The 20,140-nt window shown below is 38.2% G+C and carries 21 protein-coding genes; 9 read left to right on the forward strand and 12 right to left on the reverse strand.

All coding sequences use genetic code 11. The features are described 5' to 3' along the window. Positions 1–5 precede the first annotated feature (5 nt). Both HQN83_RS05530 and HQN83_RS05535 read right to left on the reverse strand, forming a co-directional pair. On the reverse strand, positions 6–620 hold the full coding sequence (locus HQN83_RS05530; protein ID WP_173089335.1) for a YdeI/OmpD-associated family protein: 615 nt from the start codon (positions 618–620) through the stop codon (positions 6–8). 10 nt (positions 621–630) lie between these two features. Next, positions 631–2,058 (reverse strand): PQQ-dependent sugar dehydrogenase, encoded by a 1,428-nt coding sequence (locus HQN83_RS05535; RefSeq protein ID WP_173089336.1) that lies wholly within the window; start codon positions 2,056–2,058, stop codon positions 631–633. Positions 2,059–2,218: 160 nt separating this feature from the next. Between HQN83_RS05535 and HQN83_RS05540 the strand changes: the two genes are divergently transcribed. The 4 genes from HQN83_RS05540 (at position 2,219) to HQN83_RS05555 (ending at position 6,932) form a co-directional block, all read left to right on the forward strand. Beyond that, the gene (locus HQN83_RS05540) at positions 2,219–3,562 is read left to right on the forward strand and encodes an alpha-L-fucosidase (protein ID WP_217277334.1); all 1,344 of its coding nucleotides are present in this window, start codon (positions 2,219–2,221) and stop codon (positions 3,560–3,562) included. A gap of 79 nt (positions 3,563–3,641) precedes the next feature. Next, positions 3,642–5,936, forward strand: a complete 2,295-nt coding sequence (locus tag HQN83_RS05545; protein ID WP_173089337.1) for a heavy metal translocating P-type ATPase — start codon at positions 3,642–3,644, stop codon at positions 5,934–5,936. Positions 5,937–6,107: 171 nt separating this feature from the next. Further along, positions 6,108–6,320, forward strand: a complete 213-nt coding sequence (locus tag HQN83_RS05550) for a heavy-metal-associated domain-containing protein (RefSeq protein WP_108204000.1) — start codon at positions 6,108–6,110, stop codon at positions 6,318–6,320. 45 nt (positions 6,321–6,365) lie between these two features. Next, positions 6,366–6,932: a helix-turn-helix domain-containing protein gene (locus HQN83_RS05555; protein ID WP_173089338.1), complete on the forward strand. Its 567-nt coding sequence runs from the start codon at positions 6,366–6,368 to the stop codon at positions 6,930–6,932. On the opposite strand, the gene HQN83_RS05560 is transcribed toward HQN83_RS05555, so the two are convergent. The 3 genes from HQN83_RS05560 to HQN83_RS05570 form a co-directional block, all read right to left on the reverse strand. Further along, a complete protein-coding gene (locus tag HQN83_RS05560) occupies positions 6,929–8,095 on the reverse strand; it encodes a chromate transporter (protein ID WP_173089339.1) in 1,167 nt (388 codons plus the stop codon). The two genes, HQN83_RS05555 and HQN83_RS05560, sit on opposite strands and share 4 nt — an antisense overlap. A gap of 14 nt (positions 8,096–8,109) precedes the next feature. After that, positions 8,110–8,631, reverse strand: a complete 522-nt coding sequence (locus tag HQN83_RS05565; protein ID WP_217277335.1) for a hypothetical protein — start codon at positions 8,629–8,631, stop codon at positions 8,110–8,112. A gap of 62 nt (positions 8,632–8,693) precedes the next feature. Beyond that, positions 8,694–9,533 (reverse strand): chromate resistance protein ChrB domain-containing protein, encoded by an 840-nt coding sequence (locus tag HQN83_RS05570; protein WP_173089340.1) that lies wholly within the window; start codon positions 9,531–9,533, stop codon positions 8,694–8,696. A gap of 135 nt (positions 9,534–9,668) precedes the next feature. Between HQN83_RS05570 and tatA the strand changes: the two genes are divergently transcribed. Beyond that, a complete protein-coding gene (gene tatA / locus HQN83_RS05575) occupies positions 9,669–9,869 on the forward strand; it encodes a twin-arginine translocase TatA/TatE family subunit (RefSeq protein WP_173089341.1) in 201 nt (66 codons plus the stop codon). A gap of 6 nt (positions 9,870–9,875) precedes the next feature. Here the strand turns inward: tatA and HQN83_RS05580 are convergent, their stop codons facing one another. The 4 genes from HQN83_RS05580 to HQN83_RS05595 all read right to left on the reverse strand — a co-directional run bounded on the left by HQN83_RS05580 (position 9,876) and on the right by HQN83_RS05595 (position 14,176). Beyond that, positions 9,876–11,144 (reverse strand): carboxypeptidase-like regulatory domain-containing protein, encoded by a 1,269-nt coding sequence (locus tag HQN83_RS05580; RefSeq protein WP_173089342.1) that lies wholly within the window; start codon positions 11,142–11,144, stop codon positions 9,876–9,878. Between the two features lie 546 nt (positions 11,145–11,690). Further along, positions 11,691–12,083, reverse strand: coding sequence for a DUF1801 domain-containing protein (locus HQN83_RS05585; RefSeq protein WP_173089343.1), 393 nt, complete (start codon positions 12,081–12,083; stop codon positions 11,691–11,693). Between the two features lie 67 nt (positions 12,084–12,150). Continuing rightward, a complete protein-coding gene (locus tag HQN83_RS05590; RefSeq protein WP_173089344.1) occupies positions 12,151–12,672 on the reverse strand; it encodes a hypothetical protein in 522 nt (173 codons plus the stop codon). A 91-nt stretch (positions 12,673–12,763) separates the two neighbouring features. After that, positions 12,764–14,176 carry an aminotransferase-like domain-containing protein gene (locus tag HQN83_RS05595; protein WP_173089345.1) on the reverse strand — a complete coding sequence of 471 codons (1,413 nt, stop codon included), beginning with the start codon at positions 14,174–14,176 and terminating at the stop codon, positions 12,764–12,766. Between the two features lie 111 nt (positions 14,177–14,287). Between HQN83_RS05595 and HQN83_RS05600 the strand changes: the two genes are divergently transcribed. Next, positions 14,288–15,403, forward strand: coding sequence for an acyltransferase family protein (locus HQN83_RS05600; RefSeq protein ID WP_173089346.1), 1,116 nt, complete (start codon positions 14,288–14,290; stop codon positions 15,401–15,403). 94 nt (positions 15,404–15,497) lie between these two features. Next, complete coding sequence (locus tag HQN83_RS05605; protein WP_173089347.1) at positions 15,498–16,688, forward strand: threonine aldolase family protein; 1,191 nt, start codon at positions 15,498–15,500, stop codon at positions 16,686–16,688. Between the two features lie 6 nt (positions 16,689–16,694). Here HQN83_RS05605 and HQN83_RS05610 read toward each other — a convergent pair whose 3' ends face one another. The 3 genes from HQN83_RS05610 to HQN83_RS05620 form a co-directional block, all read right to left on the reverse strand. After that, entirely contained in the window at positions 16,695–17,009 is a 315-nt protein-coding gene (locus tag HQN83_RS05610) for a hypothetical protein (protein ID WP_173089348.1), read from the reverse strand. Between the two features lie 117 nt (positions 17,010–17,126). After that, a complete protein-coding gene (locus HQN83_RS05615) occupies positions 17,127–17,465 on the reverse strand; it encodes a TlpA family protein disulfide reductase (RefSeq protein ID WP_173089349.1) in 339 nt (112 codons plus the stop codon). Next, positions 17,446–18,849: a TlpA family protein disulfide reductase gene (locus HQN83_RS05620; RefSeq protein ID WP_173089350.1), complete on the reverse strand. Its 1,404-nt coding sequence runs from the start codon at positions 18,847–18,849 to the stop codon at positions 17,446–17,448. Before HQN83_RS05620 ends, HQN83_RS05615 begins: the two co-directional genes overlap by 20 nt. Before the next feature lie 263 nt (positions 18,850–19,112). Here HQN83_RS05620 and HQN83_RS05625 point away from each other — a divergent pair, with 263 nt between their 5' ends. Together HQN83_RS05625 and HQN83_RS05630 are read left to right on the forward strand one after the other, a co-directional pair. Continuing rightward, positions 19,113–19,613 (forward strand): hypothetical protein, encoded by a 501-nt coding sequence (locus HQN83_RS05625; protein ID WP_173089351.1) that lies wholly within the window; start codon positions 19,113–19,115, stop codon positions 19,611–19,613. A gap of 171 nt (positions 19,614–19,784) precedes the next feature. Continuing rightward, on the forward strand, positions 19,785–20,111 hold the full coding sequence (locus tag HQN83_RS05630) for a hypothetical protein (protein WP_173089352.1): 327 nt from the start codon (positions 19,785–19,787) through the stop codon (positions 20,109–20,111). The last annotated feature ends 29 nt before the right edge of the window (positions 20,112–20,140 follow it).

The following is a 20,140-nucleotide window of genomic DNA, read 5'->3' on the forward strand; positions in this document are numbered from 1 at the left end:
TATAATTACTTTGCGTATTGCCAGAACCTACCTTTTTCCTGGGCAATCCATTCTAAAGCTTGTTCCATTCTTTTTTGCTTGGTGGCTTCCGTTTTGGCGTCAATTATCCAAACCAGATAATCCTTTCTAAAAGAGGGCGATTTGCTTTCGAAAATTGCTTTAGCTTCTGGGTGTAGTGCAAGTGCCGCTGCAAAATAATCAGGTATTTCAATGACTTTAGGCGCTTCAGCTTTTTGAGGCTTAGGCTTTTTTATACCTTTTTCATTCAATTCCATAGCTTCTTTGATGTAAGCGACCAGTATTTCCTTTGATGGTAAATCTGCTAACGATTTAAGTTTTACCATATATCCCATTTTTTGTCCTGCTTTTACACTTTCAATCACTCTGGGGTCATTCATCAGTTCCGCTTTATAAAGGCTGAAGCTACAATGTGTTTTTGCTGCAGCCAGAATAAGCATCATATCTGCTTTGTAATCAAAGTGAGGGTAACCCCATTTAATAATTTCTACTACTTCCGGACAGGTCTCATGTATGATTTCCCTTAAATAGTTAAGAATGGGTTTTGCAAAATCCGCAGATTTTGCAATGTATTCATCAAATGCTGGATTAAATTCTGACATTTTTATAGTTTTATTGTTTCTTTTTTGATTTTTTAAGGATGAAATCCGCAAGCTTGCTAATATCCTCCGTATTTATGGCTCCATTCCAGGCAGGCATTCCTTTATCAGTAATTCCGTTAGTGATACTGGCTACAATTGATTTTTTATCAGATCCATATAGAAACTTTGAGTTGATAAAACCTTTAGCTGTTGGTGTACCCTGCAACTTGTTTCCATGACAGGATGCGCAAAGCTGTTGAAAAATACCCGCCGTTGTATGTTGAGCTTGTTTTGCTTGAGTTTTTGTCTGACTTAACTTTTGCGACTCCAACACCGAAGTTCCAGAAGGTCTCATCCTTAAAATCATATCGTCATGCCCATCACGCGGATGCCCTTCTCCTGGATCATTCATTGAGGTCGAGAAATAAATATATCCGTCTGGGCCAGTTACCAACGACCTGATTCTACCATATTTATTTTTGATCATAACCAGTTGATCAGTAATTTTATTATTAACTAGGCTAAGGTTTAAAATGGCTTCTCCACGGAGGCAGGCGACTAATAATTTACCTGTCAATTGAGGGAATTGAACGCCATTGTAAAACAGAATCTCACTAGGGCCAATTGATGGGGTATATTGTACCAACGGAGACTCCATGCCATCACGTTTGTCGTCATGATGTATACCAGGCCATCCATAATTACCTCCCTTTTTGATAAGGTTAATTTCATCTCCACCAGTAGGGCCGTGCTCCGATTCGTACAGTAATCCCGTTACAGGCTGAAAAGCTATACCCTGTGGATTACGGTGGCCAAAAGACCAGATCTCTTTGCGGGCGGTGTCATTTTTAACAAATGGATTATCAGTAGGAATGCCACCATCGTCATTAACTCTTAGTATCTTCCCGTTGTAAGCTTTTAGATCCTGTGCCAGCATTGGCTGATCTGCATCTCCAGTGGTGATGTACAATTTTTTGTCGGGTCCAAAAACAAGTCTGCATCCGGTATGGTTCTGATTTGCAGGGATATCCTTTAAGATCACTAAAGGGTTTAATAAAGTGTCTTTAATTAATTCATATCTTACAATACGTAATTTCATACGATTGTCAGATAGGTAATTACTTGCTAAATAGATTTGTTTGTTTTTACTAAACGAAGGATGTAAACATAACCCTAATGCACCGGATTTATTCCTGAGTACAACATCGTTGAGATTGAATATAGGTTTAGTAACTAGTTTGTTATTCCTAATGATCCTTACCCGACCTTCCCTTTCTGTAAACAATATACTTTTGTCCGGTAGAAACACAATCTGCCATGGTACTCTCAGGTTTTCAGCCACAGTATCAATCTGATAGCCTTCTTCCGGTAAAGCCACAGGGAAAGATCCGTCGATAAAAGCAGAGCTAATTAATCCAAACAAGGATATGAAGGTAAGGAGTAGCCTATTTTTTTGCATACCTGAGGAGGATTTGTTTGACTTCCAATTTAGGGAAATAATTTCATATCCATTTTAAGAAATTAGATTCAATTGTTGCCTCAAAATCTCGGTAAATATTTAAATTTAGAATCTCGGTTGGCAGAAATAAGACAATTGCTTAACTAAAATTGGAATTGAAGTGAAAAAAATAGTATTAACATTTATAGGTTTTTTACTTAGCGGATGGGTTGTTGCACAGGTCACGATGATCAATCCAAAAACAGATACCCGCTTACTAAAAGATTTTGAAAATAGAAAACTAGGACTTTTTGTTCACTGGATGGCTTGCCACACTCCTGAAACCGGAGACTCCTGGTCTATTGGAAATGGCACACCCAAACGGGTAGCCGATTCCATTACCTTGGCTTGGAATCCTTATAAATTTAACCCAAAGAAGATCGTTGATTTCGCAGTGAAAGCTGGATGTAAATATATGGTTGTAATTTCCAAACATCATGATGGATTTGCCATTTGGAACAGCAAGTACAGTGATTGGGATTTAAAGCGCAGCAAATTTAAACGGGATATTTTAAAAGAATTGGAAACGGAGGCGCACAAGCGAGGGCTGTTGTTTGGCATTTATTATTCTATTGCTGATATCCATTATGCGGGCTGGCAATCAATGCCTATAGCGGGAAAATCGCCAGATATACCTACCGGAGGAAAAGATGCCTTTATTAAATTTGTACATAATCAGGTGAAAGAGCTGATTGTAAACTACAAGCCGGATATTATGTGGTTTGATGGACACTGGTTAGATCCGCTATGGGGGCCTAAAGAAGGAAAGGAACTATATAGCTTTGTGAAACAGTTAAAACCTGCAACATTGAGCACCCGTTTGTCGGTTACAAGAGCAGAGGACGATACAAAAGGCCCTGAAACCTTTGTTACAGATGGCGCTGCCGGCGATTTCTTCTCATATGAGGCAAAGACAACAGATGCGCCTTCTTTCCCTTGGGAAGCATGTACCAGCGTGAGTTATCCTGTATATGCGTATGAGCCAGATGCAAAAATGCACACCAAAGCCGAACTTGTTAATACCTTCAATAAGGTCATTTGTGGAAATGGAAATTTCCTACTGAACATAGGCCCCGAACGAACAGGCGAGCTGCCTAAACGGCTAACCGATCGTTTCCTGGAATTTTCTTCATGGGTAAATATGTACAAAGACGCAGTATACAATACTTCAGGTGGGCCGTTTAAACAAGGTGATTGGGGCGGAAGTACCTATAAAGGAAGTAAAATATACCTGCACCTCAGGAAGTCCGCTAACTCAATTCACATTTTATTTGAACAAATAAAAGGATATAAACTTAAATCAGTCATTAACTTGAAAAGCGGCAGTAATCTGAAAATAGAACAGGTTTCTGATGGTTACATTATCAATACTTCATCAATTGATGCCAAAGAATTGATTCCGGTTATTGAATTAAGGTTAGACAGAAACTACGTTTTTGAAAAATGGATTCAACTATTAACCTAATTATATAAATTAAAGACCATATTATATAAGCCCTCCCAAGGCCAGCCATAGTACCTTTGTATTATAAATAATTAAGATTATGGCTTTACAAGAAAATATAGAAACAATTTCTTTTCCCGTGTTGGGGATGACTTGTGCCAGTTGTGCGGTAAGTGTTGAATCGATGATAGGTGCACAAGCTGGCGTAAAACAAGCTGAGGTAAACTATGCAACCCAAAAGGTAAAAGTTACCTATGATGCAGATGTAATACAGCCAGAAGGAATGCAAAAAGCAGTTCAGTCGGTAGGGTACGACTTAATTCTGGATACAGATAAAGGAAACGAAAAACAAGAACAGGTACAGGCCGACAATTATAAAGCGTTAAAAAAGAGAATCATTGCCGCAGGAATATTAACTATACCTATAGTAATAATAGGCATGTTTTTTATGGATATGCCTTATGGAAACTACATTATGTTGGTTTTATCGGCACCAGTAGTGTTTTACTTCGGTAAAAACTTCTTTATAAATGCTTTTAAACAAGCAAAACACAGCAAAGCGAATATGGATACACTGGTTGCATTAAGCACCGGAATTGCCTTCATTTTCAGTGTGTTTAATACATTTTATCCTGAGTTTTGGCACCACAGAGGACTACATCCACATGTGTATTACGAAGCTGCCGCTGTAGTAATCGTGTTTATCATGCTAGGTAAATTGCTCGAAGAACGTGCTAAATCAAACACTTCATCTGCCATTAAGAAACTAATTGGGTTACAGCCAAAAACGGTGATACTTGTTACAGAAGATGGCGAAAAAGAGATTCAGGTGGCTGATGTTAAAGCAGGTGATAAACTGTTGGTTAGATCGGGCGAAAAAATCCCTGTAGATGGCAAGGTTTACGAAGGAAGTTCTTTTGTAGATGAAAGCATGATTACCGGAGAGCCCGTGGCTGTTTCTAAGCAAAAAGACGATAGTGTTTTCGCAGGAACCATCAATCAAAAAGGCAGTTTCCGCTTTATAGCAGAAAAAGTTGGTAGCGAAACTATGCTGGCACACATTATTCAGCTGGTACAGGAAGCACAGGGCTCTAAAGCACCGGTTCAAAAACTGGTTGATAAAGTAGCCGGAATATTTGTACCGATAGTGATGTTGATTGCAATTATCACGCTGGGTGTGTGGTTGTTATTTGGCGGGGAACATGCCTTTACACAAGGGCTACTCGCTATGGTTACTGTACTGGTGATTGCTTGTCCTTGTGCGTTAGGACTTGCAACACCGACAGCAATTATGGTTGGAATAGGCAAGGGGGCAGAGAGTGGTATTTTAATTAAAGATGCCGAAGCGCTTGAGCTTGGCTACAAAGTAAACGCCATCGTTTTAGATAAAACTGGAACCATTACAGAAGGTAAACCAGAGGTGACATCTATCCATTGGGCTGATAATTTGCCCGAAAACGTGGATCTGTTAAAGCAAATATTTGCCGCTATGGAACAAAGCTCAGAGCATCCACTGGCCGAGGCAATTTTTAACAGTCTTAAGACCGATTTTGAGAATCATAATAAAGGAGTTAATGGTGGTAATAAAGGACTTAATGGTCTAGATAAAGAGCTATTAAAACCTGCCAGTATCACAGATTTCGATAGCTTAACGGGTAAAGGCGTGTCGGCAGTTTATAAAAGCAAAAAGTACTGGGCTGGAAGTCATAAGATATTGGCTGATCACAATCAGATTATATCCAGTGAATTGAAAGTACAAGCTAAAGTGTTACAAGATCAAGCCCAAACCGTAATTTACTTTGCCAACGAAACACAAGTACTTGCTGTGGTATCAATTGCCGATCAGATAAAGAAAGGTTCAAAAGAAGCTGTGGCCCGACTTATTAAACAAGGTATAGAGGTTTATATGCTTACCGGCGACAATAAACAAACTGCGGCTGCGGTAGCGGCAACGGCAGGGATTACCAACTATATGGCCGAAGTATTGCCATCTGATAAGGCTGATTTTGTTAAAAAACTACAAGCCGAAGGAAAGGTAGTTGCCATGATTGGCGATGGAATAAACGACAGTCAGGCGTTGGCACAATCCAATGTGTCGATAGCGATGGGTAGAGGTTCTGATATTGCGATAGATGTGGCAAAGATTACGCTTATATCCTCGGATTTATTGCAGGTTCCAAAAGCTTTGCAGTTGTCTAAGAAAACGGTTAGGACTATTAAGCAGAACTTGTTCTGGGCATTTATTTACAACCTAATAGGGATTCCAATTGCAGCAGGGGTGCTGTATCCGGTTAACGGGTTTTTATTGAACCCAATGATTGCAGGTGCTGCTATGGCTTTAAGCTCGATATCGGTAGTGAGTAATAGCTTGCGATTGAAATTCGCAAAGCTGTAAAGGCGAGTGGGATATCTGTTCAGCGTCATCCTGAATTTATTTCAGGACCTCGCACTAGAAAGGCGGAATAGCGATTGCGAGGTCCTGAAATAAATTCAGGATGGCGAGAACTTTAAAAAACTAACAGTCTGAAAAAACATAACATAATAACAACAATTAAATTCAAAAAATATGCAAACTTTAAAATTCAAAACAAATATCAAATGTAGTGGTTGTATCGCAACGGTAACACCTCACTTAAACGGCTTAAACGAAATAGAAAACTGGGAAGTAGATACAGTAAACCCTGATAAAATACTGAAAGTAGAAGCAGAGGACGACCTTAAAGCCACAGAAATAATTGCTACCTTAGAGAAAGCTGGTTATAAGGCTGAAGAAATATAAGTACTAAAGAAGATACATCAACCAAAAAGCATTAACACAGAAAATATGACATTGTATGTAAAAAATATGGTTTGCGACCGTTGCATTATGATCGTTGATGAGCGGTTACAAAACCTTGGTTTTTCTGTAAAACAAATTACTTTAGGAAAAGTGGATGTTATTCCGGATCCTAATCCTGAACAATTAAAAGACATTGCTTTCGAATTTCAGGCCTTAGGTTTTGAGCTTATCCAAAAGGAGAAAAACCAACTGGTAGAGCAAATTAAAAATGAAGTAATCAATTTGGTTCACTATTCTGACTTAGGCGAAATCAATCAAAGTTTGATGCATTTGGTGGCTGATAAATTGAATAAAGACTATAATTATCTGAGTAGATTATTCTCAGAATCAGAGGGTTTAACTATCGAGAAATACATCATTCAGCAAAAAGTAGAAAAGGTAAAGGAGCTGTTAGAGTATGGCGAACTAAATCTGAATGAAATATCCTTTAAAATGGGATATAGCAGCAGTGCCCACTTGTCAGCGCAATTTAAATCCGTAACCGGACTTTCGCCAAGTAAATACAAAGCCTCATCCATTGCAAACAGGAAGCCTCTTGATAAATTGACTTAGATAAGATTTATCAATACACCAATTATTGCTGAAACTAGTATTAAGTATGGTTCTTTCACCTGCTTTATATAAATTAAAGCTAAGACAGAAAACAGCGCGATTGCAGTTGTAGGAATATCTACAATTGCTCGTGTTGCAATAATGATTACTGCACCCACAAGCGCCCCAATTACAGCACCGGTAATGCCATCTACAAAGGCTTTGATGCTGGGGTTTTTTGCTATCTTTTTGAAAGAAGGGGCAAGGGCGACGGTAAAAAGATAGCAAGGCAGAAAAGTGGCCAATGCTGCCACACAAGCACCCGGAAATCCTGCTACCAGATACCCGATAAAAGCAACGGTGATTACAACAGGACCGGGACTGATCATTGCTACTGCAACCGAGTCCAAAAACTCTTGTTCATTAAGCCATCCGAATTCCTGAACTACCCCTCCATGCAAAAAAGGGACAATAGCCAATCCGCTACCAAACACAAATGTTCCTGCTTTTAGAAAAAACCAGCCAATTTCCTGTAATGTTTTACCCTCATATTGCCAAAAACCGATGCTTACTAAAATCAGAGAAGGAGCGGAGGCGGGTTGTTTAATCCACTTTGGTGGAGCTTTAACCAGCATGTAAATTACACCACAAGCTACAAAAAGTAAAACATCTTCTCTTTTGGTTATTACGGTGATTACTACGCCAGCAAGGTAAAATATCCAAAGTAACCAATTTGATTTAAAGGCTTCGAGATTCAGTTTGCTTACCGATTTAATGGTGAGTTTGTATGCGCTTACAGTGATAATGCCAATCACCGAAGCACTTACTCCATAAAATACAGCTTGCATGCCGGGTAAACCGCTATAAAGTTTATATGCAACCCCTAGTATAACTACCATAATGAATGAGGGTATTACAAAAGCAAGGCCTGCTAATGTTGCCCCTAGCAATCCATAATGGACAAAGCCTATATAGATGCCTAGTTGAGCAGCCAAGGGGCCTGGAGCAAGCTGTGCTAATGCCAGGCCTTCCTTATATTCATCGTCTGAAATCCATTTTTTTTGTTCAACAAGGTCTCGTTGCATGTAGCCAACCAGAGCTACAGGGCCGCCAAAACCCCATGTACCAAGTTTTAAGAAATAGAGCACAAGATCGGTAAGTTTGTATGTGGAGGTATTTTTCATGATGGTTAGGCTGATTAAAATGAAATTCCAAACTGAAAGCCTATGCCGTAGGTTGAAGATTGGTCGTTTCCGAAACGAGCTGGTAGGGGAATAGCAACAAAGTAACTGCAGGCTTTGTTTTTCTTTATTACCTTGTTGAATACGGGGGTAATGCCATATCTGCCAGAGGTTTCGAAGGCTAGGCGGCCGGCGAAAGTAAAGCCGTCGCCAAGTGCGACCAGGATGCCTGGATGAAATAGTACATTGTTGACTTTACTGTTTGTACTGGTTGCTTTTATAAATGGTACTATTTCACTAGAGAAGCCTATTTTATCGCTTTTCCAGATGTTTATGCCTATGGGTAAGCCAACTACGTAACTGTCTTTAAAATTGGTGTGGGTACCATCAGTACTAAAAGATACAATAGGATGAATAACACCAACATAACCAGTTACTTTTGGATAGGTAGTTTGGTGTTGTTGCGCTATTACGGTTGTGCTTAAAATGGTATACAGAAGTATGGTGCAGAGTATCTTTTTACGTTGTTTTGTTTTCATAGCACAAGGCTACAGCATTTATAGAAGCTAAAATAGAACGTATTTTACTGCTGGTATAGAATTTACTTTTTAGGAGGGGTTTTTCTGTATTGGGAGGGTTTTAGGCCTGTTTCTAGCTTGAAGATTCTTGTGAAATGGCTTTGATCGGAAAAGCCGGTTAGGTAGGCGATTTCTGATAAGGAGTAATCGGAGGTGGTCATGTAGGTAATGGCTTTGTTGATGCGAAGTTTTCTGATGTACTCACCAAAGGAAAGGTCGTCGAAGTATTTAGAGAATTCTCTGGATAGGTAGGTGGGGTTGATGTTTAGGTTGTTGGATATATTGGTGAGTGTGAGGGTCAGATTTGTATCTATCTGATCTTGAATAATTGTTTTTAATTCTGTAGCCCAAGTAGGGATTTTATCTGTATTTCCTTTTTTAAGAAACTTCTGATATACTTCTATTAATAGTTGCTCAACGGGGCTTTCTGTATGTTTTACGTTTTGGAGGTGTTTGGCCCAGGTATATAATGCGTCGTATATTACCATGCCGGCTTGTAATAGTTCCTGGTCGTTTTTAATGTTATAGGCCATTCCGGAGGCTATTGCCCATAGTCCTGAGGCCTGACTTGCTAAATTATGACGATCGGTATCTGCTCCTCTTACAATTGGAGCCATTATGTCGAGGGCGGGATCGTTGAGGTTGTACTTTTTTATGAGTGCATCAAAGGTGCATTGGTCGTTTTGATGGGTGAGCTCAACGCCGGGTACGTCGAATGGTGTTGCGTTTATTTCGGCAGCTTTTTGTATAACTTGATCAAAGGGTACGTAGTAAAAGTGGGCGTTTTTATCGATGAAGTTTTTGATTAGCCAGGGGCATGCTATTCTGTCTATTTTTGGGCGCTCTCTTGTGATCCAGTTCATAGGCTAAAGTTACGTAACGTATTCTGTTTGGCGTTATATTGAAAAGGAGTTGTTTTTCTTGTTCAACTTTAATGTGGCTTTAATGCGGTTTTAATGTCTGCTTGTTATTATTGTACGAAGTTAATTTTATAGATTATGTTGCAAAATACGTTGCTAGCGGCTCTTGGTACACCGGAAATTGCGGTGATTTTGGTTGTTGTTCTACTGCTTTTTGGTGGTAAAAAGATTCCTGAGTTGATGAGTGGGCTTGGAAAGGGAATCAGGGAGTTTAATAATGGAAAGGATGGCGTAGGTGATGTTGATAAAAAATCTGCTGATTCTGAGCTGCCGAAATAGGTTAGATTAAGGGAATGGGGCGTAATCAAAGGGTAACTGATCCGCTACTCGGAGTGTAGCCCAATATCCTTCGTTTATTACGGCGTGTTGGTCGGCCAGGTTACCGTGAGTATCTACAAATGTTTCTGGGATTAGCATAGTTAGAATAGAGGTTGTAAAATTTCCATCGCTTTTTTTCTTTTTGTAGGTAATGAATAGGGAGTTGTTGAAGGATAGTTTGTAGTTTCCGCTTAACGATGTGGGGGTTATGATGTTATTGTAGGGTACGTTTCCGGGATATAGAATGTTGTAGCCTGTTTTTTGTCCCCATTTGCTTAGGTTACCAGGACTTGGGGTGTTGGTAGGGTTCAGTGTGTTTGAAGGCTTGGTTGCTTGGGAGAAGACAGTGGTATCTTCGGGAGCGTAGTCTCTTCCATTCCATCGCATTGTGATAATGGTATCTGATGATTTGAACTCGTTTCCCTTCCAGTTTTCTAAGATAGGGTGTGTAGGGAAGGCGTTTATTGTTTTGACTTTCTCTAATTTTTTAACCACAAAGCCATCTTCTGTTAATTGCTTATTGACTAGTGAATGCATGAAATGGGTGAGGGAACCGTAGTAGGCTTTTTCTCTGTTGGTTTTCCATCTTTTTAGTTCTTTGCTATCGGTAGAAGTTGTCTCTTCGAAACGGGTGTAGCCTGAATAGGATGTACGGCTGGCATAATGAATAAAATAGCTCAAGTCGTAATATACTTTATATCCTAAGGCTTTATTATCAATAATTAACGGTTCGCTTGTTTCTGCTGTTAAAACATAGGAGGTGTCGTTGTAATGGAAAGAAAGCGCTTTTGGATTTTCTATAGTGCATTGTTGGTCGGTTTTTCCCAAGAAAAACATTTTAAAAAGAGAGTAGTATTCTTCCCAATGGGGGTCGGCTGTTATGACTACTTCTTTGAGTGATTTGGTGGTTTGGGATAGTTCGACTTTTAATGGAGGGTTGTATTGTTCGCTCATTGGAACAGATACTGGATGATAGCCTACGTAGGATATGATTAAATTGTAATTACCTGATGGAATATTTTTTAAAACAAATTTTCCGCTGTCGGAAGTAATTGTGGCTTTGGTGGTATGGTCGAGATAAACGCTTGCTCCAGCTAATGGCGCTCTTGTTTTGGCATCTATGACTGTTCCTGTGATTTGGAGGAAGGTTTGTTGGGCATAAATTGAATGGTAGCTTATAATTATAAGTAGGGTTAATAGGAATGTTTTAAGGGATATGAGGCGTGAGAGTCGCATTGTGTAATAGATTGGTGTGTTTTACTGTTTGCTGGAGCATTAGGCTTCATAGTACTTGCATGAAGTTACGATTTAGGTTTGATAGTTTATATAAGGGGGGGGATTGTTTAATCTGGAAAATGGAAGTTGAAGATAAGTTAGTTTTATATGATTTATAAATAATTTATTATTTTAGAGTATAACTAAATAAATGTAATGGGAGTAATTGAAGGAATTAGCATCGTCATTTTTCTTTTGCTGTTTTACTTAGGCTATAAAATGGCCCAAAAAAAGGGTATGGGTGGTGTTGGGGGGGGTGATTATGGTTGCGCTTTTTAATTGGCTTGGTTTGATAGTCATATTTTTTTCGCCAAAAGCCGAAAAACCTGATCCTGATCGGGCGAAATATGAAAAGGATTACAGAGATACTTACTATTTTATTGGGTTGTTATTTCTTGTGTTAATTATATTCGTTGCTATTGTCTATTTCAGCAATAGAGCTACATAAAATATAGCGCAATAAGTAATGCGGCATCAAACAATAATAATTAATCTTCAATTGGTAGCTTAAATTAAGCGTATTAGTACTCCTTTTCTCTTCATTACATTTTTATAATCCCATTGGATTTCTCTGGATTTTTGAAGCCAACGAGATAGATCTGCAAGGTTGATTTGTTCTATAGCAGTGTAGGTAATGGAGGCGTCTTTAAATTTACCAGTGTTTATTTTTAGGTCGGCTTCATTAAAGTCGGCACCGCTCCAGAACATTAAACGGATGCCTGCTTTAAGTTTGCTATAGCCTACAATTGGGTTTTCGTTGAGGAACCAAACTGGATGGGTATGCCAGATTTTACTTTGGGCTTCTGCTAGGGCGTGGTTAATTGTGACGGAGAGGATGTTACAGATTTCGCGATCTGTAGGGGACTGTGAGTCGTTATAGCTTTGTATATCCTTGTCCATGATGTTTCTTATGAATCGGCCGATTTTATATGTTAAACTAAAATATGAATAATTAATATCATTTGGTTTACTGTGGGTTGTCTTTGTATCGGATTAAGATGTAGGAGGGTTGATCAAATGGTTTTAGTGTTGATTTTTGGTGAATTACAAATCCGCAGGTTTCTAGAAAGGTTATAAGGGGATCGGTTTGAAGTACTTCCATCCAGACGGCATATTCTGCTCTGCTTATTGATAGGCACTTTTGCCATAGGGATTCTCTTGATTCTGCATTGTCGAACTCGGGGAGGATGTGGAAATAGGAATAGTGAAGAATTCTTTTTCCGTTTAGTGCTTCAGGATAAAGACTTGTTTGTTTTACCATTGCAAATCCGGCAGGTTCATTTTTGGTGTAGACTATAATTAATTGATTGCAAAAGACGTTTAATTCGCTTACAGCATCAAGATAGTTGAGTTGTTGTTCGATGAAGGGGGTAAGTTTATCTGTAGGGACAATGTTGTGATACATTGCCTTAAGTTTTGCTTGTTTAAGGGATAATAAGTTTTCTAATCCTTGTTCTGAGGCTACTGTAAATTTTGATATTACTTCCATTTCTGTTTTTTTATAAGCTGTTTTCTTAAACAAAAGTATGGTTAGTGGGTGTCGATACAGGGTGCAGAATTTGTAAAAGTAATCGGTACAGTTAGGGTTTTAGGAAGTTGCCGATCTTTTTAATGGCTTCGAGACTAGTGTCTGTAATGCGCTGTGAAAATATCATTCTATAATGATGACTGTATGAGTTTGTGTACGAAAAGGTAGATACAGGAGTGAAAAGGATCCGGAATTGCTCGCATTTGGCGTAAAATAATTCCATGTCGACTAATGGGGGTAATTGAATCCATATGCTGTATCCGCCGAGGGGAGCGTGGGCGTAGGCTTGTTTGGGGAAATGTTTTTTGAATTGATTTAATAGGGTTATGGACTGGTGTTCTAGTTGGCGACGAAAGGATCTTAAATGTCTGTCGTAACTGGTGGAACTGAGTAGTTTAATGACTACTTCTTGATTTAATGGGGTAACGGATCTGCCTAATGAGAATTTTATTCTTTCCGCTTCCGAATAGTAGCGACCAGCGGCTAGCCAGCCTAATCTAATGCCTGGGGCAATAGTTTTTGAGAACGAAGAATATGTGATTACTAAGCCTGTTGTATCAAAGTTTCGGATGGTTGATGGTCTGGAATCATTAAAATAGAGGTCGCCATAGATGTCGTTTTCAATGATTGGGATTTGATGTTGAGTGGCTATTTCGAGCACTTTCTTTTTCTTTTCGTCGCTTAACAGGATGCCTGTGGGGTTTTGGAAATTGGGTGTTAGGACGATTGCTTTTATTTGGTTTTTATCGCAAACATTACGGAGGTAATCGGTATCAAAGCCATCTTTATATCTTACGGGAATTTCTATTGTTTTTAAACGCAGGTTTGCAATTGTTTCGAGAATTGAAAATACGCATGGGCTTTCTACGGCAATTATGTCGCCGGGAATTGTTACTGTAGCCAATGCGATGTATAGGGCTTGTATTGCGCCATCGGTAATTAATAGTTCTTCTGGTTGAATAATTGCGCCGTGTGCTGCTGATCGTCTTGATAGTAATTCTCGCAATTCTGCGGATCCGTTGGCGGGGTAATAGCGAAGTAGGGCAGCGCCTTTTTCTCGAATTACTTCCTGCATTGTTCTTAAGACTAGTTTTTGTGGTACAAAAGTATCTGATGGTACGGCAACATTGAATGAGGTGTATTCGGAGTGGTTTTGAAGGGAGGAGGTTAAGCTGATGTTGTTTTGAAAAACGGGGTCGCGCGGTATGGGTGGTAAATCTGGATATACATCAGCTGCGGTTTCGGCGTTGTTTTGCACAGCTACAACGTAGCCGGAGCGGGGGAGGCTGGTTACTAATCCTTTGAAAACGAGATAATCGTATCCGCTTTGAACGGTACTTGTGCTGAGTTTGTATTCTTGTTTTATGCTTCGTGCGGAAGGTAATTTATCACCAGGTTTTAAAATCTGTTTATTGATGTTTTCTTCAATAATTGTGGTAAATATCTTATGCCTGTAGTGTTTCATGTTTGTTTGTTGCAAACTGTACTGGGCAAATTTACATATTGTTGTTCTGTACTTAGTATAGTAAAAGTTATATATTTTTCACAAATTGCAATTTTTACACACACGAACTAAATGAAACCTAACCTAAGTAATGAATTGGCCACCAAGCCACACTATCCCATATTGGATGGACTTCGCGGTATTGCAGCGATAATCGTCGTAACATTTCACCTAGCTGAGCCATTCTCAACAAGTAATTTAGATAAATTCGTTAATCACGGTTATCTAGCTGTCGACTTTTTCTTTTTATTATCGGGTTTTGTAATGGGCTATGCTTACGATGATCGCTGGAATAAAATGACCGTCGGCAATTTTTTTAAACGCCGGGTTATTCGTCTGCAACCATTGGTGGTGTTGGGGATGACTATGGGCGCTATTGGGTTTTATTTTACGGACTCAACGCTATGGCCGCTTATTCATGATGTACCTGTTTGGAAGATGATGTTGGTTATGTTGGTGGGGTATACTATACTGCCTGTGCCTTTGTCGCTTGATATTCGTGGTTGGCAGGAGATGCATCCGCTGAATAGCGTGGGCTGGTCTTTGTTTTTTGAATACATTGCGAACATTCTTTATGCGGTGTGGATCAGGAAGTTTTCTAAAACGGCATTGAGTGTTTTGGTGGGTATTTCTGCTATTGCTCTTGTTCATTTGGCGATTTCAAATGGTGATGTGAGTGGTGGTTGGACATTGAATGTGGAGCAGGTGCGGATTGGATTAACTCGTGTAATGTTTCCTTTCTTTGCTGGTTTGTTGCTTTCGCGCGTGGCGAAACCAACTCGAATTAAAAATGCTTTTTTGTGGTGCAGTCTTTTAATAGCTATTGTACTTTACATGCCACGCATTGGTGGCGCGGAGCAGGTTTGGTTGAACGGGATTTATGACTCTGTTTGCATTGTTATCGTTTTTCCGCTTATAGTTTATATTGGTGCAAGTGGCGTGATCCATAGTGAAAGGGAGAACAGGGTTTGCAAATTTTTAGGGGATATTTCGTATCCGCTTTATATGGTGCATTATCCGCTGGTTTATTTTTACGTTGCCTGGGTAAGTAACAATAAGGGGATTACGATTGCAGAGGCGTGGCCTTATGCGCTGCTGATTTTAATTGGCGGGTTGGTTTTGGCTTATGCTGCATTGAAATGGTATGATGAGCCGGTTAGGAAGTGGTTGAGGAAAAAGTTTGCTTAGGAGAGATCTTTTGATCATGAAGTGGCTGTGGTTTTACATTTAGTATCTTTAACAAAAAGCTGTTTTTATTGAATCCTGAAACAACCATACAAATATGTCTGCATATAAACGTCGCGATTTCTTAAAACTCTCTTCTTTATCGGCCTTGCCGCTTATTGGATCTGCTATTTTGCCAATAAATACTTTTGCTACAGAAAAACCAGGGTTATCAAAAGATAGTGAAGCAGTTTATTTTATTAACGATGGGATTTTTTATCGACCAGAAGATTTTATTAATAAGCTACAGGAGATAAATGCAGCTAATCCAATAGAAAGAGATAGTTATGCCGAGGGTGGGACCATAGAAAAACTTTTAAAGAAATTTGTAGAAATTACAGGAAAAGAAGCGGCTGTTTATTTGCCAACAGGAACGTTAGCGAATCAGCTTGCGATTAGTGTTTTATGTGGAAGCAATACTAAAGCATTTGTGCAAGAAACCAGTCATGTTTATCGAGATGAAGGAGATGCTGCTCAAACCCTGTTTAACAAAAGATTAATTCCCTTAGCAGCAGGACAGGCGCATTTTACATTAGATGAACTTAAAAAAGCTATTAAATACCATAAAGATGGTGAAGCATTTGTTGGCGAAGTTGGAGCCGTATCTATAGAGACACCCGTAAGAAGGTGCGACAACCAGGCTTTCCCTTTAGAAGAAATAAAAAAGATTTCGGCTTATTGTAAAGAGCAAGGCTATAAAATGCACCTTGATGGTGCTAGGTTGCACATGGCAACCGCATTTACAAATGCAACAGTTAAAGAGTATGCCACGTATTTTGATACAGTTTACATGTGTTTGTATAAATATTTGGGTGCAACTGGTGGCGCTATTTTATGTGGGGATAAAGCTGTGATTGACCAAATGCATCATCTTATTAAAATTCATGGAGGTGGAATTTTTACCAATTGGCCTAGTGCTTCTATCGCTTTACATCATTTAAACACAATTGATGATGTGATGGAGAAAATTAAAGTAAAATCGGCCAGCCTTTTTAATCAGTTTGAACAACTTAAAGGCATCAAAATTAATCAGGCTCCGAATGGTACAAATCAATTTAATGCCTCAATAGCTAGTGGAATTGATCCTGTTAAACTAAATAAAAGGTTAAGGGAAGAGCATAATATTGTTTTCGGCCAGCCAAGAGAAGATGGTTTTGTAAAAATTAAAGTAAATCCAACTTTGTTGAGAAGGGATAATCAGCAAATTATCGGCTCCTTTAAAGAGGCAATCGAATTCGCGAAAGTGTAAATTATGTTAATTGCCTACTTTTTCTATTTCTTCGTACTTATAAATTTGCATTCTTCCACTGGCTTTAAAGATGCTGTCTTGCTGTTTATCTCTGCTGTATTTGGTCAAGATCACAAAGTCTGAGCTTATGAAAATTGCACGCCAATTTGATGCTAACCCTCCATCTTTGGAATAAAATGAGGCAGGATCCTCCTTTTGCACTGGTGCTTTGTACAAATCTCTTTTCCACTTATAAAGGTTGGTGTTGTCGTCGCTAAATTTATTTTTTTTACAACCGAGAGCTACAATTAGTAGCAAAGCAATCAAAATGTTCTTCGCCATGTTATTTCTTTTTTTGAAAATAATGAAAAAAAATGATCTGGATAAATTTTACATTGGTATTTAACATAAGTTAGGTTATAGCTGAGGGTGGCTTTGATTTTTCGAGAATATTTTATTTTACAATAGGTCGTTAATCATCGCTTTTACTTTGTCGTTTCCAGGAAAGGCGGTAAATTTATTGATAAGCACACCTTCTTTATTATATAATAGATACGATGGAATACCTTCGAATACAAAATGGTTCATGATGTATTCCCACTGAGTGTCTTTCAGATAGTAATGTTCACTTCCAATTCCTTTAATTTTTTCTTCCCATAGCTTTCGTGGCGAAGAACCGTTTGTTAGATACACAAAGACGACATCCTTGTTGTGAAAATCGCCCTTTGTACTTCTAAATTGCTGCGTTGCATCCAAGCAAGGTAACTTTGCTTGAAGGTTACTTTTGAGGTGTAGCATTAAGTTTGGATCTTAATTCCTCAACAGAGGATTCATCCGGTCTTGGAGCATATAGGGTTTTTACATGATGGTTTTTATCCAGTAATAGGTATCTGGGAATTTCTTGTAAATTAAGTAATTTATTAAAACCGGAAGTGCTGGTGTGGTCAAAAATAAACTGGTTTTCTTCAATATTGTCCATGATACTTGCATTCTTCCATACGGTGGCATCTTTATCTGTAGAAAAATAGAGATATACAAAATCTTCATCTTTCAAGATCTTTTTAGCTGTTTTTGAATTTGCAATATCCTTTCTGCAAGGTGCGCACCAGCTTGCCCAGAGATCAATGTAAATCCCTTTATTTTGATATTTACTAAGGATTTCCCGTAAGGTGCTTTTTTTGTTAGCTTGTAAAGGTGTTAGGAAGGTATGGTCTAGTATTTCATCGGGAAGCGGTCGGTTTAAAACAAAATATCTTTCCTCATTTTCTTTGAGATAACTTAAATAGATGGAATCAGGCTTCATGCTATAGGCAAAATTTAATGCCTTCTTTAACACGGCTTCATCTTTTGAAGATTGTTTTAAAACATACTCTCCAATCAGATTGGCATTCGCGAAATTTCGACTTTGGCCTTGAAGGTTTTTCATTATATTTTCAAAGACTTTTTCAATGTTTTGGCTACTCTTGTTGTTAAAACGAGCAATAAACTTTTGATAAAGTGCAAACCTGTATTCACTTAAGATAAGTAGTTTATCCTGATTTAATTTGTATCTGTCTGCTTCCAATAGGTAATCTTTAGGGATGGTGTCTTCGGATAGATCTTGTAAGAGGAAATAAATTAAGCTCACGTATCTGAAGTTTATTGCGTTTTGAGCAAAAAGCATTGTTTGCGGATCAAGAGGGTTTTTAGATCCATAGGCTTTAATGAAGTTGTGTTGATGAGCTTTCCATTTACTTAATGTATCTGTATATTCTTTTAATTCTTTGAATTGGAAGAGTTTAGGAGCACTTAGAGTAGCATTTGATACCAAAGTAAATAGGTTATACCTTGAGGCTGTTTTTCCGGTAAATGTTAATTCCGGTACCCCATTGTTTTCATTGATATCAAACTTTAATGAATCTCCAGGTTGAAAGTAAAGTTTCCAGATCTTGTATTTCGCTCTGAAAATTAGAATTTCAGGAGCTTTGAGATTGAAATTAATATCAAAATGACCGTCCTTGCTATATACAGTTTTTAATTTCTCTTCTGGTCCAATTGGATAAAACTTATACGACCTTAGTATTGAAATTTCCTCAACACTACTATCGCTGCAAAATCCGGATAATTTAACATTATTTTGGGCTTTTGCAGTAGAAAACCATAATAGGAGAATAAAAATAACGGGTTTTTTTAAGAGGCGCATAAATTAAATTTAATATAAAATTTTAAATAATGAAAATTAGATAGTTCTCTTTTGTTTCATTGTTATTTGCTATTTTGTTAGCTGTTCAGGAGCAAATATGAAATATATTACGTGCTTATTTGAATTGATTTATGAGGATATTTGAGATTTTTCTTATGCCACTATTTGTTTTTAGTTGTGCTGCCTGCACTTTGAAAAATAGTATAAAAAGGGGAGGGAGTAAGCAAGTGAGCAATTGTAGGACCTGTCTTGATTTTGCAAGTATGGACAAAACATTTCATTTGGAAAATATCCAAAATTCCATAAGTGAAATAGAAATTAGGACCTATTCAGTAACCATGAAGCGTATTGCGGTTAGTGTTATTAAATATAAGGGCGAAAAATTCTCAGCTTATGTTTTTACAAAAAAGCGAATTTTGATCACTAATAATGGTGTCCCCCCGGATCCTTCATTTAGTTCTTACACGATAGAGGATAAGAATTTAGATTCGATTGTTAAGGTACTAGAACGATATCACATATTTACAATACCTGATCCATCTGATATAGCGATTGATTATAAGGGAAAGAGCAAAACTGCGAGGATAAGTAGCTCTATTCAAGCGAAAAAGTTGAACAAAATTCATGAGTATGGAATTGGTGTCGATGTAGGAGACTTAGCAAAAGAGAATCCTGAAGTCAAAGAGTTGCAAGATCACCTTGCAATTCTTAGGGCTTTCTCTGATTTAACCGGTTCAATAGATGAATCGAGATTCTATCAATAATCCGTTGTGAGTATATCGGATGTTAATTTCATTAACAACTCCTCATTTGAGCTGATTGTAATTGTAGCAACTCCAAATCAAGAAGGCTGTAAACAAAACTGTGAAAGTATGCTCAAAGAGTAAAATAAATAGTACAGGCGCCAAAACCCAAACTGATTAGAAATGCAAATTGTGAAAAAAATATTACTGACACTGATTATAATGTATGTATTGTATGATGTGATAGGACCCTTTATTGGAGATTTCTTTCTTAAGAGAAATGGTGTTTGTACTAAGGCGATATTAACTTCAGCAACAGTTCGTGTTCGATATCATAAAGGTGAGTTGAAGTATCATTTTATTGTTAATGGTGTTACTTATGAAGGCAATTCTCTTGAGTCAGACAAAAGTAGAGTTGGGGATAGTATCTGTGTGATATATATGGAAAGCAAGGTGTCTACAAACAGACCCGTAAAGTATTTCAACGATTCGCATTTACCTAAGTGTAATTGTAAATAAGGTGGAATTGCAGATACAAGCCGAACCTC

This window comes from Pedobacter foliorum, assembly GCF_013266735.1.
Lineage (GTDB): Bacteria > Bacteroidota > Bacteroidia > Sphingobacteriales > Sphingobacteriaceae > Pedobacter > Pedobacter foliorum.